Annotated in this window: 14 protein-coding genes; 9 read left to right on the top strand and 5 right to left on the bottom strand. The window is 72.1% G+C overall.

The genetic code is table 11. The features are described from left to right. Positions 1-10: 10 nt before the first annotated feature. Positions 11-409 carry a MerR family transcriptional regulator gene (locus ABGB12_RS11405; protein WP_347677708.1) on the bottom strand — a complete coding sequence of 133 codons (399 nt, stop codon included), beginning with the start codon at positions 407-409 and terminating at the stop codon, positions 11-13. A 370-nt stretch (positions 410-779) separates the two neighbouring features. Between ABGB12_RS11405 and ABGB12_RS11410 the strand changes: the two genes are divergently transcribed. Further along, positions 780-2,252: a SulP family inorganic anion transporter gene (locus tag ABGB12_RS11410; RefSeq protein WP_347677709.1), complete on the top strand. Its 1,473-nt coding sequence runs from the start codon at positions 780-782 to the stop codon at positions 2,250-2,252. Positions 2,253-2,591: 339 nt separating this feature from the next. Further along, complete coding sequence (locus ABGB12_RS11415) at positions 2,592-3,629, top strand: alcohol dehydrogenase catalytic domain-containing protein (protein ID WP_347676774.1); 1,038 nt, start codon at positions 2,592-2,594, stop codon at positions 3,627-3,629. Between the two features lie 130 nt (positions 3,630-3,759). Here ABGB12_RS11415 and ABGB12_RS11420 read toward each other — a convergent pair whose 3' ends face one another. Continuing rightward, positions 3,760-4,689, bottom strand: a complete 930-nt coding sequence (locus tag ABGB12_RS11420; protein WP_347676776.1) for a LysR family transcriptional regulator — start codon at positions 4,687-4,689, stop codon at positions 3,760-3,762. Positions 4,690-4,759: 70 nt separating this feature from the next. Here ABGB12_RS11420 and ABGB12_RS11425 point away from each other — a divergent pair, with 70 nt between their 5' ends. The 4 genes from ABGB12_RS11425 to ABGB12_RS11440 all read left to right on the top strand — a co-directional run bounded on the left by ABGB12_RS11425 (position 4,760) and on the right by ABGB12_RS11440 (position 8,466). Beyond that, positions 4,760-5,614: a dihydrodipicolinate synthase family protein gene (locus ABGB12_RS11425; protein WP_347676778.1), complete on the top strand. Its 855-nt coding sequence runs from the start codon at positions 4,760-4,762 to the stop codon at positions 5,612-5,614. A 68-nt stretch (positions 5,615-5,682) separates the two neighbouring features. Continuing rightward, complete coding sequence (locus tag ABGB12_RS11430; RefSeq protein WP_347676780.1) at positions 5,683-6,588, top strand: aminoglycoside phosphotransferase family protein; 906 nt, start codon at positions 5,683-5,685, stop codon at positions 6,586-6,588. Positions 6,589-6,827: 239 nt separating this feature from the next. Then, positions 6,828-7,679 (top strand): alpha/beta fold hydrolase, encoded by an 852-nt coding sequence (locus ABGB12_RS11435; RefSeq protein WP_347676782.1) that lies wholly within the window; start codon positions 6,828-6,830, stop codon positions 7,677-7,679. A gap of 487 nt (positions 7,680-8,166) precedes the next feature. Continuing rightward, positions 8,167-8,466: a hypothetical protein gene (locus ABGB12_RS11440; RefSeq protein WP_347676784.1), complete on the top strand. Its 300-nt coding sequence runs from the start codon at positions 8,167-8,169 to the stop codon at positions 8,464-8,466. Between the two features lie 306 nt (positions 8,467-8,772). Here the strand turns inward: ABGB12_RS11440 and ABGB12_RS11445 are convergent, their stop codons facing one another. Next, on the bottom strand, positions 8,773-9,360 hold the full coding sequence (locus ABGB12_RS11445) for a TetR/AcrR family transcriptional regulator (protein ID WP_347676786.1): 588 nt from the start codon (positions 9,358-9,360) through the stop codon (positions 8,773-8,775). 74 nt (positions 9,361-9,434) lie between these two features. Here ABGB12_RS11445 and ABGB12_RS11450 point away from each other — a divergent pair, with 74 nt between their 5' ends. Next, the gene (locus tag ABGB12_RS11450; protein ID WP_347676788.1) at positions 9,435-10,415 is read left to right on the top strand and encodes a DsbA family protein; all 981 of its coding nucleotides are present in this window, start codon (positions 9,435-9,437) and stop codon (positions 10,413-10,415) included. 6 nt (positions 10,416-10,421) lie between these two features. Here the strand turns inward: ABGB12_RS11450 and ABGB12_RS11455 are convergent, their stop codons facing one another. Further along, the gene (locus ABGB12_RS11455; RefSeq protein WP_347676790.1) at positions 10,422-11,720 is read right to left on the bottom strand and encodes a deoxyribodipyrimidine photo-lyase; all 1,299 of its coding nucleotides are present in this window, start codon (positions 11,718-11,720) and stop codon (positions 10,422-10,424) included. A 145-nt stretch (positions 11,721-11,865) separates the two neighbouring features. On the opposite strand from ABGB12_RS11455, the gene ABGB12_RS11460 reads away from it, so the two are divergent. Further along, complete coding sequence (locus tag ABGB12_RS11460) at positions 11,866-12,825, top strand: DUF523 and DUF1722 domain-containing protein (RefSeq protein ID WP_347676792.1); 960 nt, start codon at positions 11,866-11,868, stop codon at positions 12,823-12,825. 282 nt (positions 12,826-13,107) lie between these two features. After that, positions 13,108-13,689: a TMEM165/GDT1 family protein gene (locus tag ABGB12_RS11465; protein WP_347676794.1), complete on the top strand. Its 582-nt coding sequence runs from the start codon at positions 13,108-13,110 to the stop codon at positions 13,687-13,689. Positions 13,690-13,774: 85 nt separating this feature from the next. Here ABGB12_RS11465 and ABGB12_RS11470 read toward each other — a convergent pair whose 3' ends face one another. Then, positions 13,775-14,791 (bottom strand): tyrosine-type recombinase/integrase, encoded by a 1,017-nt coding sequence (locus ABGB12_RS11470; protein ID WP_347676796.1) that lies wholly within the window; start codon positions 14,789-14,791, stop codon positions 13,775-13,777. Positions 14,792-14,807: the final 16 nt, after the last annotated feature.

A 14,807-nucleotide genomic window follows, 5' to 3' on the forward strand; every position in this document is an offset into this window, starting at 1 on the left:
GCCGGGTGGTTCAGGCGTGGGTTGCGGGGGCGGCCTGCTCCAGGCGGGCGCGCAGGGTGGCGGCGAAGTCCTCGGCTCGATCCAGCTGCACCCGCAACTCTTCCACGCGCCGGTAGGTGGCCTGCTCGTAGCCGCGCACGCGCTCCAGCAGCTCCGCCCGGTCGGCGTCCGTCACGTCCTCGCCGGAGTCGAGGCGGTCGGTGGCCTCCAGCAGGTCGCGCATCTGCTCCAGGGTGAACCCGAGCGGTTTCATGCGACGGATGACCATCAGCCGTTCCACGTCGCGTTCGGTGTAGAGGCGGAAGCCGCCCTGGGAGCGGGCGGAGGGGACGACCAGACCGGTCTCCTCGTAGTGCCGGATGGTGCGCAAGGACAGCTCCGTGCGCGCGGCGACCTCGCCGATCTGCATGTGCCCGCCGTCCAACGCCCTCGTCCCTTCCTTGCTCCGGCCGTGCCCTGCTCCGGCTCCTCCTGGGGCCGCCCACAGACTCTACCCTAACGTTAGGGTAGAGTCTGCGGTGGCGGAAACGCGTGCGGGTTTCCGATCCCGCCGTGGCACCCCACCCCCGGTTGAGGCCCTGGCCGCGCTCGGCGTGGCCACCGGGCTCCTCCGCCCCTCCCTGACGCGGCCCCCACCGGCGGAGCCGCCCTCCTCCCTCGGGGTGCCCACCGGCGTCCCCGGACGTCTTCCGCACCCGCCCTGGCCGCGGGTGCCTGAACACGACAGGTCTTCTTCTCCTTTGTCCTCTTCTGCTTCCGCTCTGTCCCCGGCCGCGCGCCTGCGCGGCCTGAAGCCCGACTGGCTGTCCGATCCGAAGGTGTGGCGCACCGAGGTGCTGGCCGGTCTGGTGGTCGCGCTCGCGCTGATCCCCGAGGCGATCTCGTTCTCGATCATCGCCGGAGTAGACCCCGCGGTCGGGCTGTTCGCCTCCTTCACCATGGCCGTCGTCATCGCCGTCGTCGGCGGGCGGCGGGCGATGATCTCGGCGGCCACCGGTGCGATCGCCCTGGTCATCGCCCCCCTCAACCACGAGCACGGCCTCGGCTACCTCGTCGCCGCGGTCATCCTCGCCGGCGTCTTCCAGATCGCGCTGGGCGCGGTGGGGGTGGCCAAGCTGATGCGGTTCATCCCCCGCTCGGTGATGGTCGGCTTCGTCAACTCCCTGGCCATCCTCATCTTCATGGCGCAGGTCCCCGAGATGAGCGGCGTGCCGTGGCCGGTCTATCCGCTCATCGCGGGCGGCCTGCTGCTCATGGTGTTCTTCCCGAAGGTCACCACGGTGGTGCCCGCGCCGCTGGTGTCGATCGTCGTCCTCACCGCCATCACGATCGGCGCCGGGATCGCGGTCCCGACCGTCGGCGACAAGGGAGAGCTGCCCTCGGCCCTGCCGGCCCCCGGCCTGCCGGACGTGCCGTTCACCCTCGACACCCTGAAGATCATCGCTCCCTACGCGTTCGCCATGGCGTTGGTCGGGCTGATGGAGTCGCTCATGACGGCCAAGCTCGTCGACGACATCACCGACACCCGTTCCAGCAAGACCCGCGAGTCCATCGGCCAGGGCGTGGCCAACATCGTCACCGGGTTCTTCGGCGGGATGGGCGGCTGCGCCATGATCGGCCAGACCATGATCAACGTGAAGGTCTCCGGCGCCCGCACCCGCCTGTCGACCTTCCTGGCCGGAATCTTCCTGATGGTGTTGTGCATCGCCTTCGGTCCGATCGTCTCCGACATCCCCATGGCCGCCCTCGTCGCCGTCATGGTCATGGTGTCGGTCGCCACGTTCGACTGGCACTCCATCGCGCCCAAGACCTTGAAGCGCATGCCCGCCGGGGAACTGACCGTCATGGCCGTCACCGTCGCCATCGTGGTCGCCACCCACAATCTGGCCATCGGTGTGATCGTCGGCTCGCTGACCGCGATGGTGATCTTCGCCAAGCGTGTGGCGCACCTGGTCGACGTCACCTCGGTGGCCGACCCCGACGGCGGACGTGTCGTCTACGCCGTCACCGGCGAGCTGTTCTTCGCCTCCAGCAACGACCTCGTCACCCGCTTCGACTACACCGGCGACGCCGAGCACGTCGCCATCGATCTGACCGACGCCCATATCTGGGACGCCTCGACCGTCGCGTCCCTGGACGCCATCGAGACCAAGTACGCCCAGCGCGGCAAGACCGTCGAGATCGTCGGCCTCAACCCGCCCAGCGCCAAGATGCACGGCACCCTCAGCGGGGAGCTGTCCGGCAGCCACTGACGAAGGCCGGCTTATGGCTACTGGCCGTTCTGATGTGGGGTCGTAGGTGTGTCGTTGAGGTCAGCATCGACGCCAGGAAGGAGGTCTTGGGCGGTGGCGGCGAATTCGTCGAAGGACCAGGCGGTGTCGCCGGACAGCTCCCCGCCTCGTCGCTTACATGCTTCAGGCCTTCGCCGCCCCCCGGCCCGGCCCCCTCCCGCCCCCACCCGACCCCGACGCCCTCGCCCACGCCATGCGCAATCTGGGCTGCACCCAGACCACCTGATTCCGGGATCCGCGGTCATGGCCGGATCGGCTGGGTAGGGCCCTGACCAGCGGCGATTGCGGAGGATTGGCGATATGCGAGCAACGTTCATGTACGGCGCGGGGGACGTGCGGATCGACACGGTCCCCGACCCGGTGGTCCAGGAGCCGACGGACGCCCTGGTGCGGGTGGTGGCCGCCTGCATCTGCGGATCGGACCTGCACCCCTACCACTCGATGCCGGCCTCGGCCGAGGGGACGCCCATGGGGCATGAGTTCATCGGTGTCGTGGAGGAGACCGGCTCGGAGGTGTCGACCGTGAGGAGGGGCGATCTGGTGATCGCGCCGTTCGCGTGGTCGGACGGCACGTGCGAGTTCTGCCGGGAGGGGCTGCAGACGTCCTGCCTGCACGGCGGGTTCTGGGCGGCGGGCGGGACCGGCGGCGGCCAGGCCGAGGCGGTCCGGGTTCCGCTGGCGGACGGGACGCTGGTCAAGGCGCCCGTCGGCGAGGACTCGGAACTCCTTCCCGGGCTGCTGACGCTGTCGGACGTGTACGGGACGGGCTACCACGCCGCCAGGCGCGCGAACGTCGTCCCGGGCGATTCGGTCGTGGTGATCGGGGACGGCGCGGTCGGGCTGCTGGCGGTGCTGTCGGCCCGGCAGTTGGGCGCCGAGCGGATCGTGCTGATGGGGCGGCATGAGGACCGCACGGATCTGGGTGTGGAGTTCGGCGCCACCGACGTGGTCGCCGAGCGCGGTGAGGAGGGGATCGAGAAGGTCCGCGAGCTGACCGGCGGCCACGGCGCTCGCAAGGTGCTGGAGGCGGTCGGCCACATGCCCGCCTACGAACAGGCCGTCGGCGTGGTCCGCCCCGGCGGGGTGATCTCCCGGGTCGGGGTGCCGCAGTACAGCGACGCGCCGGTCGGCTTCTCCAGCCTGTTCGGCCCCAACATCACCCTGACCGGCGGCCCCGCCCCGGTCCGCGCCTACATCGAGGAGCTGATGCCCGCCATCCTGGACGGCACGGTCCAACCCGGCAAGGTCTTCGACCGCACCATCAGCCTGGAGGAGATCCCCGACGGCTACCGCGCCATGGACCGGCGCGAGGCCCTCAAAGTCCTCATCCGCCCGTAGGACGCGCATCGGACAGACACCACCGGGCGCCGGACTGCTTCAGCAACTTTGAAACAGACCTTAGAGAAGACGCAGGTCAGGGATAGGTTCTCTGGATTCTCCGCGCTTGCCACCGGGCTCGTGGCCGGGCTCAGTGGGAACCCGGCGGGCCGCCGGTCCGGGTCTTCGGCAGGTGGTCCTCGGTCGCGGCGCGGAGGGCGCGGACGCATGCGGCGACGGCGGGGTGCTCGCCGGCTCCGCGACGGTAGGCGATCTTGGTTCTGCGTCGTGTCGGCAGCGGCACGAGGCGTACGCCGTCGGGGAGTCGGCCGGTGCCGAGTTGCGGTACCAGGGCGACGCCCTGGCCGGCCGCGACCAGGGTCAGCACGGCGGTGAAGTCGTCCACATGGTGGCGTATCCGCGGTGTGAATCCCGCGGCCTGGCAGGCGCGTACGGCCACGGTGCGGCAGAGGGTGCCCGGTGAGGCCGCGATCCAGTCCGCGTCCCGGAACCCGCCGACCGGGTCCGCGGGCGCTGCGGCGTCCGCTGTGGCGGGGACCGCGAGGAAGACCGTCTCCTCCAGCAGGGGCGTCGAGTCGAGCGTGGGGTCGGGTTCGACGGGCGCCAGGTCGTAGTCGTGCAGCAGCGCCACGTCGAGCCGCCGTTCCCGCAGCGCTTCGGGGGCCGCGGCCGGGTCCAGTTCGGTGACCATCAGGTCGAGTCCCGGGTGGTCACGGCCCAGCGAGACCAGCGCCGCAGGCAGCAGGGTGTGCACGGCGGTCGGGAACGCTCCGATGTGCACGGTCCCGCTCAGGCCGGTCCGGGCTGCGGCGAGGGCTGCCGAGGCCGCCTCCAGTGCGGCGAGCACGGTCTCGGTGTGCTCGACCAGTGCGACGCCCGCCGGGGTGAGGGCGACTCCGCGGCCGGTCCGCTCCAGCAGCGCCACCCCTGCCTCGCGTTGCAGGGCCGAGAGCTGCTGGGACACGGCCGACGGCGTGTAGGTGTGGGCCTGGGCCACTGCGGCGATGGTGCCGAGCCTGGCCAGATCGCGGAGCAGCCGCAGGCGGCGGACATCAAGCATGAGCTCAGCTTACGTATCGCTTCATGAATCGGAACTGGATCTTCACATTCGGTCCCGCGACGATGGTTCCATGACACTCGACGGTCTCTACGTCCCATTGATCACTCCGTTCGAGGCCTCCGGCGAGGTGGCCCTGGACGCCCTGGAGCTGCTCGCCCGGCGGCTGCTCGCCGACGGCGCGACGGGCCTGGTCGCGCTCGGCACCACGGGGGAGCCCGGCTCGCTCACGGACGCGGAGAAGCGGGCCGTGATCGAGGTGGCGGCCCGGGTCTGCCGGGAGCGGTCGGCGCCGCTCGTGGTGGGCGCCGCCACGGCCGGGGAGCTGCGGCGGCTGGGCGGGCACCCGGAGGTCGTCGCCGCGCTGAGCGTGGTGCCCCCGTTCGTCCGCCCCGGTGAGGAGGGCGTCGTCGCGCACTTCGCGCATCTGGCCGAGCTGAGCCCGGTGCCCCTCGTCGTCTACGACATTCCGTACCGCACGGGCCAGTACCTGTCGGCAGGGGCGCTGCGGAGGCTCGCGGCGATCCCCGGCGTCGCCGGAGTGAAGTCCTCACCCGGCGGGATCAACGACGACACCATCGAGCTGCTGGCCGATCCGCCTCGCGGGTTCGCGATCCTCGGCGGCGACGATCCGTACATCTCGCCGATGCTGGCGCTCGGCGCGCACGGCGGCGTCCTGGCCTCGGCGCTGGTCGCCACAGCCGACTTCGCGCGGCTCATCACCGCGTGGCGGGCCGGCGACGTGTCCGGGGCGCGCGCCCTCGGACACCGCCTGGCGCGGCTGTCGCTCCGGCTGTTCACGGAACCGAACCCCACGGTGGTCAAGGCGGTGCTGCACGCGCGGGGCGCCATCCCCACCCCCGATGTGCGGCTGCCGCTGCTGGCCGCCTCCCCGGCCGCGGTGGCAGCGGCGATCGGCTCGTCCTGAGCGGGAGGTCCGCGGAAACGGCGTGAAATCGCGGGCGGTCCTCTCCGGCGGGGAGGCAGGATGCGGGGATGACTTTCGAAGAAGGGGAAGCGGTCTTCGTCTCGCCGGGGGAGCGTGAGCGGCTCGTCGTGCGGTTCGGGCCCGAGGTGCTCTCCTGGTGTGAGGAACTGCCCGCTTTGGTGAAGGCGCTCACGGACCGCTGGGGTCTGGAGGTCATCGGGTCGGGCGGGGGCGGCACCTCGCGGGTGTTCCGCTGCATGCGGCGTGATGGCCGAGCACCGGTGTGGTTGAAACTCACTCCGGATCCCGTGATCGCCGGGGAAGAAGCCGAGGCCTTGCAAGCTTGGGCGGGACGGCCGTCGGTGGTCCGCCTGCAGGCGCAGGACGTGGATTCGGGCGCGCTGCTGCTGCAGGACGTGGCACCGGGGGTCCCCGCGCGGCGCCTGGCGTGGCGGCCGTCGCAGGCGGCCGCGCTGCTGCGGGATCTGCGTCACCCGCCTTTGCCCGTGCGGCCGCGCTCGGTGCTGCGTCCGCTGTCGGATCGTGTCGGGTTCCTCTTCGAGTTGACGGCCCGGAGGCTGCACGCCCTCGGCATGGACGACCTGCTGCCCCCGCCGGCCGTCGAGCGGGCCAGAAAGTCGGCTCTGCGTCTGGCGGGCAGCGGCCCGGTGTCCCTGGTGCACGGTGACCTTCACACCGCCAACGTGCTCTCGGGTCCCGCGTCCCGTCTGGTGGCGATCGACCCGCGTCCGGCCTGGGGCGACCCCGATTTCGACGCGGTGGACTGGGTGCTGGAAGGCGCCGTCTGCCTGGAAGAGCTCCAGCGGCGGATCGAGGAGCTGGCGGCCCTGGTTCCCGGGCTCTCCCGCGACCGCCTGCTGGCCTGGTGCCGAGCGCTCGCCGTCCTCCTGGCGGTTCCCGCGCTCCACACGCGGCGGGACGACCCGCACATCCGTTTCCTTCTGGGCCTGTGAGCGGGGCTTCACCTCTTGGGCGTTCTCATCTCATGGGGAGCCGGGTCCGCGGCCCCTCTGGCGTGGTTCGAGGAGGCCGGCCGGAATACGCCCGGCTGATCGCCGCCCAAGGCGGGATCGACCTCGTCCAGGTCCTGCCACAGACGCCGGCGATCCGGGTTCCGGCTCGGCATCCATCGCAGGGGCGCTGAGCGGGATGATCCACCGCTGAAAATTATAACGTGTTCTAGCATGGCGGGATGGATGTGTCTTACGAGGGGACGAAGAGGCAAATCGCCACCGACAAGGGCGTGCTGCGCTATCACGAGGCGGGCGAAGGGCCACCGCTCCTGCTTCTGCACGGCTCGGGCATCGGGGTCAGCGGCTGGCGGAACTACCGGGGAAACCTGGACGTCTTCGCCGAGCACTTTCACTGCTACATCCTTGAATTCCCCGGCTTCGGAGTGAGCGACCCCGTCGACGGGCACCCTGTGCCGACGGCCGCATCGTCGGTGGTCCGCTTCATGGACGCCCTCGGAATCGGATCGGCCGCGATGATCGGCAATTCGATGGGCGGAGTCGTCGGCATCAACGTGGCCATCAAGCATCCCGAGCGAGTGGGCAAGCTCGTCACCATCGGCGGCGTGGGACCGAACATCTTCAGCCAGCATCCGAGCGAGGGCACACGCCTGCTGCAGGAGTTCGCGGACGGGCCCAGCCGCGACAAGCTGGTCCGCTGGCTCGAGTGCATGGTCTACGACCGCGACATGATCACCGAGGAGCGCATCAAGGAACGCTGGCAGGCGGCCAACGACCCCGAGTCGCACAAGACCCTGGCCGCAATGTACGGCTCCGCAGCGTTCGCGGCCCAGCAGCAGGCCATGGCCGCTTCCGGCGCGCCGCCGTACTGGTCGATGCTGGGCAAAGTGCAGTGCCCGACCCTGCTGACATGGGGCCGCGACGACCGACAGTGCCCACCGGACATGCCGCTGCTCCCGATGCGACTGATCCCTCATGCCGAGCTGCACATTTTCCCCAATTGCGGGCACTGGGTGATGGTCGAGGCTAAACAGGCATTCGAGCGGATCACCCTCGAGTTCCTGCTCCGATGAGCCGACGGCCTGGCCATGAAGGTGAGATCTCACCGACAAGGCCAGGCATCATCCTGGACCCCGCGGCCCTGAACGCGCAGCTCGCGTTCGCAGAGCTCCTCGCAGAACCCCAGGCGTCAGCTCGAACCAGGACGCCGGTAGGCCGTTACGGCGGTCGCGCCTGTGGAGTTGCACGACGGAAGGCCGTACGACGTCGCGTGGATCGCGGTTGCCGTGGCGGAGACAGCCCAGCCCGCGAGCGTCGGGGCCGAAGACTCCTTCGGCGACCTCGATTCAAGCGGGAGGCTTGCAGGGCTGCTCCAGTTCCAAGGATGTGGAACGAGCTGCCCTGAGCATCCTCATCCACTTCGCCCCTGGTGTGTCGATCCTTAGCAGCACCCAGTCCTTAAGCGGAGAACTACTCCCATCTGAAATGCACCGGCCGCACATAGACGATAATGTCTATATGATGCTCGAAGCGTGACCAACTAGACGTGAAGGACTTTGCATGGCATCGCAGGACTCTTCTGCCGGGGGCTGGGGATGTGCCGGAATCCTCCTGTTGGTGGCGCTCGGGTTCGGGCTGTTCGGCTTCAGCGAGATCCGATCCGGCGGCAGCTGCGCGGGCAAGACCATGACGGCCGACGATACGTGCTCAACCACCGTGAACGGCGAGATAACCACCCGGAACGCCGGCGAGCAGGCCTCGGAGAACCGCCGAATGGGCTGGATCATGCTCGGCATCGGCGGTGTGGCCGGGGTCGCCTGCGTTCTCCTCGTCTCAAGCGTCTGGTCCGACCGCAGGTAGCCTCGGTTTTCGTCGGGCAACCAGACGAACATCCGCCCTCCGCTACCTCGTCCCCCAAGCACCAGCCCCGGTCATCGCCCGCATGCTCGGCTCCACCGACCAGCAGACCACCCGCACCGCCGCTGACGCCGGCGCACCCTGGAGCCCCTACGCACCCGGCGAACATCACAGACAGTGACGCCCGGCGGAGAACACAGACCACCCGATCACCGGGCCTTACCAGGGCGGCGACCCTTGAGTGCGCGTTCGGGAGCGGAGTCGTCTCGGCGCGCCCTGCGGCTTCTGGGCGCCGTCACCCGCGGCCGGTCACGGCGGGGTGTTCGTGGCGGGGGCGCCGGCCGGGCGGAAGAGGCGCCAGAAGGCCAGGGCGATGTCGTGCGGGGGGTCGGCGGGGCGTTCGGTGAGCCAGTGGGCGATGACGCCGGTGAGGGCTCCGGCGAGGTAGGCGGCGTGGACGTCGACGGGGACGCCGGGGGGGCAGGGCGGGCGGTGGCCCTGGGTGAAGCGGTCGGTGAGGGCGGTGGTGACGCCGTGGCGGATGCGGGTGATGAAGCGGGCGCTGCCCTGGGTGCCGAGCATGCGCTGGTAGAGGGCGGCGTTGGCGGCGACGTGGCCGAAGAGGTCGAGCAGGGGCGCGGGGGCGTGGTCGCGGGGGGCGTCCAGGGGGCACAGGGCGGCGGCGTGGGCGAGGTGGGTGACGGCGTCCTCCATGGCGTCGGTGAGGAGGCTGTCGAGGTCGGGGTAGTGCTGGTAGACGGTGGCGCGGTTGACCTCGGCCTGGCGGGCGACGGCGGCCATGGTGAGGGCGGCGGGGTCGCGGCGGGCGGCGAGGTGGAGGATCGCGGCGCGTAGGCGGGTGCGGGTGCGCTGTGCGCGGGGGTCGTCCGGGTTCACGGCAGAACTCTACGACAGCCGTCGCTTAAATGACATGTGTTGCTTAAGCGACGGCTGTCGCTTAATGTGCGGTCATGCGTATCGAGATCTGGGCGGACGTGGTCTGCCCGTGGGCCTACATCGGCAAGCGGCGCCTGGAGCGCGCCCTGTCCCGCGAGCCGGGCGAGCGGGCCGAGGTGGTGTGGCGGCCCTTCCGCATCGACCCGTCCGCCCCGGCGCAGGCCGTCCCGCTGACGGAGGCCCTGTCGGACCCGGTGGCCGGCGAGGCGCTCGCCGCCTGCGCTCCTGGGCTCTCACCGGAGGACAACCGCTCCCGGGTCGCGCTGATCGCCGCGGAGGAGGGCCTGGGGCCGCGGTGGGGCGCGGCGTGGCGGGCCGACAGCCACGCCGCCCACCGGCTGATCGCCCTGGCGTTCCAGGAGGACGGGTCGCGGCTGCAGGACGCCGTCGTCGAGGCGATCCTCAAGGCCCACTTCATCGACGCGCTCGACATCAGTTCCACGGACGTGCTGGGACGCCTCGCGGGCGAGGCGGGATTCACCGCGGGGGAGCACCTGCTGGCCGAGGGCGCCGGTGGCGGCCTGGTGCGGGAGCTGGTGCTCACCGGCAAGGCCATGGGGGTCAGGACCTCGCCCACGATCGTGGTGCACGGCAGGGCCCTGGCGGGAGCGCAGCCGCCGGAGACGATCGGGGAGTTCATCCGCCACGCCGCGCGGCAGGAGCACCGGCGGCTGCCCGAGGAGGTCGAGCGGCTGCGGCACGCCGAGTCGCTGCTGGACCAGCGGGACCCGCTGGGGGCCCTGGTGCTGCTGCGCCCCCTGCTGGAGGACCACGGCACCGACCGGGGCGTCCGGATGCTCGCGGCCCGCGCCTACTACGCCTCGGCGCAGCTCGGCCGGGCGACCGAGGCCCTGCAGGACCTGGTGGCCCGGTCGCCGGACGACTCCTACGCCCGCTATCTGCTCGGCCGCACCCTGCAGCGGCGCGGACGGGACGAGGAGGCGGCGGTGCACCTGTCGCTGGCCACCGTCATGACACCGGGGTACGCCGGCTGAACCCCGTCAAAGGCCGCGCCGGCCCAGGGAGTCGGGGTCGATCAGGGGCGGCGGGTAGCGCAGGACGCGGCGCAGGGAGGGCTCGGCCTCCCACGGCCGGTGGACGGCCGGGCCCCGCAGCGCCCGCAGCTCGGGCAGCCAGCGGCGCGTGTAGGAGCCGTCGGGGTCGAAGCGGGCGGCCTGGCGCAGGGGGTTGAGGGTGCGGGGGCGCGGGTCGTTGCCCGTCCCGGCCAGGCGCTGCCAGTTGGCGGCGTTGTTGGGGATGTCGCCGTCGGCGAGCCAGTGGCGGAAGTGGCGGTAGCCGTGGCGCCAGTCCAGGCGCAGGGTGCGGGTGAGGAATGACGCGGTGATCATGCGGGCGCGGTTGTGCATGAACCCCTCGTGGTGGAGCTGGCGCAGGGCGGCGTCGATGATGGGCAGGCCGGTCGCGGCGCCGCGCCACGCCTCCAGCGCGTCGGGGTCGTCACCGAACCCGGCCCTGGCGGGGCGGTAGTCGCGCCAGGCCAGGTCGGGGAAGGCGGCGGCGAGCTGGTAGTGGAAGTCGCGCCAGGCGAGCTGGCGGGTGAAGGGCTCGCAGGCGGCGGTGGCGTGCAGGACCTCCCGCGGGGAGAGGGTGCCGAAGCGCAGGTGGGCGCTGAGGCGGGAGGTCCCGTCATGGGCGAGCAGGTCGCGTTCGGTCGCGTAGTCGGCCAGCCCGCCGGCGGCCCAGGCCTCCAGGCGGCGGCGCCCCTGGCTCTCCCCGCCGGGCAGGAGCGCCGGTGAGCAGCCCGCGAAGGACGGTTCGGGCGGCGCGCCGGGATCGAGGTCCGGGGGCAGGACGATCCGGCCGGGCGGCGGCAGGAGGGGACGCGGCCGCGCGGCGCTCCAGGCCTTCCAGTACGGGGTGAAGACCCGGTAGAGGTCGCCGCCCGAGGAAGGGGTGAGGTCTCCGGGGGGTATGACGGTCAGGCCGGGCAGGGCCGTGACCCGCAGGGGCAGTTCCCGTAGTGCGGCCAGGCGGCGGCGGGCCAGGGCGGAGTGGTCGTCGGCCAGGAAGAGGGAGCGCGCGCCGGTGAGGCGGGCGATCCGGCCCGCCTCGGCGGCGGGGTCGCCGCGGCGGATGAGGAGGTCGCCGCCCAGGGCGCGCAGGGCGCGGCGCAGATCGGTGAGGCTGTCGGCCAGGAAGCGCAGCCGGTTGGGCACGGCCATCGGCCCGGCGAGGATCGACTCGTCCCAGACGAACAGCGGGACGGTCCGCTCGGCGGCGGTGAGGGCGGCGTGCAGGGCCGGGTTGTCGTGGACCCGCAGGTCGCGGGTGAAGAGCATGATCGAGGTGTTCAGGCGCCATCCCCCCTTCCGGCGCTCACCGTAGTGGCCGTTCGGGCCGGCGTGCCGGGGAGCGCGCTCGTTTTTGGAGTCTGTTGGTGGAGGTGCGCCCGGGCCGGGGCTATGAAGGCTGGAGGGGGGAGCGATGGTGGAGGTTCGGCCGCGGGTGGGGGTCTCGGGGTGCCTGCTGGGCAGCCCCGTGCGCTACAACGGCGGGCACAGCCGGTGCCGGTTCCTCACCGACGAGCTGGCGGAGTACGTGCAGTGGGCGCAGACCTGCCCCGAGGCGGAGATCGGGCTGGGAGTGCCGCGGCCGATGGTGCGGCTGCTCAGCGACGGGCGACTGGTCGCCAAGGACGGCCCGGCCGACCACTCCCGGGCGGTGGCGGAGCTGGCCGAGCGGTCGTCACCGGGGTGGGGGGAGCTGGACGGGTTCGTGGTCAAGGCCCGGTCGCCTTCGTGCGGGCTGTTCGGGGTGCCGCGCTACAGCGCGGGCCTGCCCGGGGAGCGCACCGACGGCCAGCCCGTGGATCATCGGGGGCGGGGGGCGTTCACCGCGGCCCTGACGGCCGCCTGCCCTGATCTTCCGGTGGAGGAGGACGGGCGGCTGAACGATCCGGGGCTGCGTGAGCACTTCGTGGAGCGGCTGTTCGCCCACGCCCGGTTGCGGGGGCTGTTGTCGGGCGGGTGGAGCGCGGGCGACCTGGTGGCCTTCCACAGCCGCCACGAGCTGCAGATCATGGCGCATGATCCGCAGGGGTGCCGGGAGAGCGGCGGGATCGTGGCGCGGGCGGGCGCCTCCCGGGAGGAGACAGCCCGGCAGTACCGGCGGGTGTTCGCGCGGGCGCTGGCCGTCCGCCCTTCCCGGGGGCGGCACGTCGACGCGTTGCAGCACGTGTTCGGCCTGCTGTCGGCCCGGCTGAACCGGCCGTGCCGCCTCGACCTGCTGGAGACGATCAGCGCGTTCGAGGCGGGGCTGGTGCCGTTGAGCCTGCCGGTGGCGCTGCTGCGCCACCATGCCGTGAGCCGGGAGCTGCCGTATGTGGCGGGCCAGACGTATCTGGATCCCTACCCGCGGGAGCTGAGGCTGAGGCACTACCTGTGAGGGGTTCTCGGTGTGGCCTCGGCGGGCCCATGGGGTAGCCTTGCGGAAGCGAAGGGGAGTAGTCCCGCCCTGCCGGTTGATCGACATACTGGACGTCTTCGGATGTCCCGGTCGCCGGGTCGCGGCCCTGAACGGGGTGCGCGGCGGACGAGACCTTCGGCCAAGGCATGAACGGCGCCCGGGTGCGGGTGCCGTCCGTCATGCCGGGCCGAGCGGTCCTGTCCGGTGAAACGGGCGACTTCGTGGATCTGCGGGCCCGGCCCGAGCAGAGAGCCACCCGGCATGTCCCTCGACCCCCTGGCGATCATCACGGCCTTCGGGCTGATCTTCCTCGCCGAACTCCCCGACAAGACGATGTTCGCCTCCCTGGCCATGGGCACGCGCATGCGGCCCCTGTACGTGTGGCTCGGGGCCTCCACCGCGTTCCTCGCGCACGTCGCCATCGCCGTCGGCGTCGGCGGGCTGATCGGCCTGCTGCCGAACACGGCGGTCAAACTCCTCTCCGCCTCGCTCTTCGCCTTCGGCGCGTTCATGCTGCTGCGCGGCGGGGACGACGACGGCGAGGAGGGCGGCGGCAGGGCCATCACCGGCTTCTGGCCCGTGTACTCCACCGCGTTCACCGCCGTGTTCATCAGCGAATGGGGCGACCTCACCCAGATCACCACCGCGAACCTCTCCGCGTCCAACGGGCTGCTGTCCACCGCGATCGGTTCGGCCGCCGCGCTCATGTCCGTCTCCGCGCTGGCCCTGCTGGCCGGTCAGCTCATCGTCCAGCGCGTCCCCTTGAAGACCGTCCAGCGGATCGGCGGGCTGTGCATGGCGGGCCTGGCGGTGTGGTCCCTCATCGAGGCCTTCACCGGCTGAGCAGGCTCGGGCTCCGGGCGGACGGCCGTCACCCGCGGTGGCTCCGGCCGCCGGAGGCCTGCCCGGGAGCGGCGGCCCGGGGGTCTCAGGGCGGCAGGAGGGGGTGGACGCGCATGGCGGCCTCCAGCTCGCCGGGCAGGGCGTCGCGGTAGCGGGTGAGGGTGGACAGGTCGGAGTGGCCCAGGACGCGGCGGACCGCGTCCAGGTCGGTGGCCGCGGCCAGCAGGTGGGTGGCGGTGGTGTGGCGCAGGCCGTGGGGGGTGACGGCGCGGCGCTCGGCAGGGGAGACGCGGCTCAGGACGCGGTCGATGACGGGCTGGACGTCGCCGCGGGCCAGGCGCCGGCCGCGCCAGGACAGCAGCAGCGCGCGTTCCTCCCGGCCCCGGTCCAGGCGGGGGCGGCCTTCGGCGAGATAGGCGTCCAGGAGCGCGGCGACCGGTGCGGGCAGCGGCAGGTCCCGGGTGCGGCCGCCCTTGCCGAGGATCCGCCAGTAGCGGACGCCGTCGCTGGTGAAGAAGTGCTCCAGGTCCGCGCCGACCAGTTCCGACACGCGGGGGCCGAGGGTGGCGAGCATGACCACGACGAGGGCGTCGCGCAGCTCGGTGCGCTGGTCGTCGCGGCGGGCGGAGTCCGGTGGGGCGTCGGCCAGGGAGCGGGCGGCGGTGATGAGGCCGCCGGCCTGCTCGCGGGTCAGGGCGCGGCGCTCGGTGCGCAGCCCGCCGCGCTCGCGGGCGTGGACGGTGGCGGTCGGCATCGGGTCGAGCTGCACCCACCCGGCCAGGACGGCGTGGCGGAAGAACGCGGTCAGGGAGCGGCGGAAACGCGCCTGGGAGGCCGCGCTCTGCGGGGCGGAGGTGGGGGTGCGGCGGCGCCCGTCGGGTTTGCCGGCGAAGGCCAGCAGGACCTCGTCGAGGTCCTCGCCCGTCAGCTCGTCCAGCACGCGGTGCGGGCCCGCCAGCCCGCAGAACGTCAGGACGTCGCGGACGTAGATCTCGGCGGTGCCCGGCGACAGCTGCCCGGTGGTGGTCTTGGCCCGGATGAGGTCGGCGTAGCGGGTCGTGGAGTCCTCGACGGTCAGGGGAACGAGCCGGGTGGGGCGCATGAAAGGAATGTAACCG

Source organism: Actinocorallia sp. B10E7 (assembly GCF_039871655.1).
Lineage (GTDB): Bacteria > Actinomycetota > Actinomycetes > Streptosporangiales > Streptosporangiaceae > Actinocorallia.

Coding starts and splice junctions, on each gene's coding strand:
- ABGB12_RS11425 (WP_347676778.1), top strand. CDS start 4,760: ATGACACTCGACGGTCTCTACGTCCCATTGATCACTCCGTTCGAGGCC.
- ABGB12_RS11415 (WP_347676774.1), top strand. CDS start 2,592: ATGCGAGCAACGTTCATGTACGGCGCGGGGGACGTGCGGATCGACACG.
- ABGB12_RS11420 (WP_347676776.1), bottom strand. CDS start 4,689: ATGCTTGATGTCCGCCGCCTGCGGCTGCTCCGCGATCTGGCCAGGCTC.
- ABGB12_RS11470 (WP_347676796.1), bottom strand. CDS start 14,791: ATGCGCCCCACCCGGCTCGTTCCCCTGACCGTCGAGGACTCCACGACC.
- ABGB12_RS11435 (WP_347676782.1), top strand. CDS start 6,828: ATGGATGTGTCTTACGAGGGGACGAAGAGGCAAATCGCCACCGACAAG.
- ABGB12_RS11430 (WP_347676780.1), top strand. CDS start 5,683: ATGACTTTCGAAGAAGGGGAAGCGGTCTTCGTCTCGCCGGGGGAGCGT.
- ABGB12_RS11455 (WP_347676790.1), bottom strand. CDS start 11,720: ATGCTCTTCACCCGCGACCTGCGGGTCCACGACAACCCGGCCCTGCAC.
- ABGB12_RS11405 (WP_347677708.1), bottom strand. CDS start 409: ATGCAGATCGGCGAGGTCGCCGCGCGCACGGAGCTGTCCTTGCGCACC.
- ABGB12_RS11460 (WP_347676792.1), top strand. CDS start 11,866: ATGGTGGAGGTTCGGCCGCGGGTGGGGGTCTCGGGGTGCCTGCTGGGC.
- ABGB12_RS11465 (WP_347676794.1), top strand. CDS start 13,108: ATGTCCCTCGACCCCCTGGCGATCATCACGGCCTTCGGGCTGATCTTC.
- ABGB12_RS11450 (WP_347676788.1), top strand. CDS start 9,435: ATGCGTATCGAGATCTGGGCGGACGTGGTCTGCCCGTGGGCCTACATC.
- ABGB12_RS11440 (WP_347676784.1), top strand. CDS start 8,167: ATGGCATCGCAGGACTCTTCTGCCGGGGGCTGGGGATGTGCCGGAATC.